The sequence below is a fragment of the Kitasatospora arboriphila genome (assembly GCF_039528095.1).
Lineage (GTDB): Bacteria > Actinomycetota > Actinomycetes > Streptomycetales > Streptomycetaceae > Kitasatospora > Kitasatospora arboriphila.
Genome location: NZ_BAAALD010000241.1, coordinates 1 through 850 on the forward strand (window position 1 = coordinate 1; position 850 = coordinate 850).

At 50.8% G+C, this 850-nt stretch carries 1 protein-coding gene; it reads left to right on the forward strand.

The window, feature by feature from the left end:
• Positions 1 to 110: 110 nt before the first annotated feature.
• A protein-coding gene (locus ABD353_RS39725) for an IS1 family transposase (protein WP_344628581.1) occupies positions 111 to 808 on the forward strand; the annotation gives its coding sequence in 2 pieces (ribosomal slippage) (positions 111 to 360 and positions 360 to 808; 699 coding nt in all).
• Positions 809 to 850: the final 42 nt, after the last annotated feature.

The following is an 850-nucleotide window of genomic DNA, read 5'->3' on the forward strand; positions in this document are numbered from 1 at the left end:
CATTTTTCATACACTCCCTTGTACGGATAGTTTTCCGACAACTTCATGATTACATGGTGATGCTGCCAACTTACTGATTTAGTGTATGATGGTGTTTTTGAGGTGCTCCAGTGGCTTCTGTTTCTATCAGCTGTCCCTCCTGTTCAGCTACTGACGGGGTGGTGCGTAACGGCAAAAGCACCGCCGGACATCAGCGCTATCTCTGCTCTCACTGCCGTAAAACATGGCAACTACAGTTCACTTACACCGCTTCTCAACCCGGTACGCACCAGAAAATCATTGATATGGCCATGAATGGCGTTGGATGCCGGGCAACCGCCCGCATTATGGGCGTTGGCCTCAACACGATTTTCCGCCATTTAAAAAACTCAGGCCGCAGTCGGTAACCTCGCGCATACAGCCGGGCAGTGATGTGATTGTCTGCGCTGAAATGGACGAACAGTGGGGTTATGTCGGCGCTAAATCACGCCAGCGCTGGTTGTTTTACGCGTATGACAGGATACGGAGGACGGTTGTGGCGCACGTATTCGGTGAACGCACTATGCCGACGCTGGGGCGTCTTATGAGCCTGCTGTCACCCTTTGACGTGGTGATATGGATGACGGATGGCTGGCCGCTGTATGAATCCCGCCTGAAGGGAAAGCTGCACGTAATCAGCAAGCGTTACACTCAGCGAATTGAGCGGCATAACCTGAATCTGAGACAACATCTGGCAAGGCTGGGACGGAAGTCACTGTCGTTCTCAAAATCGGTGGAGCTGCATGACAAGGTCATCGGGCATTATCTGAACATAAAACACTATCAGTAAGTTGGAGTCATTACCCCGAATTACACTTAAAACGACTCAACA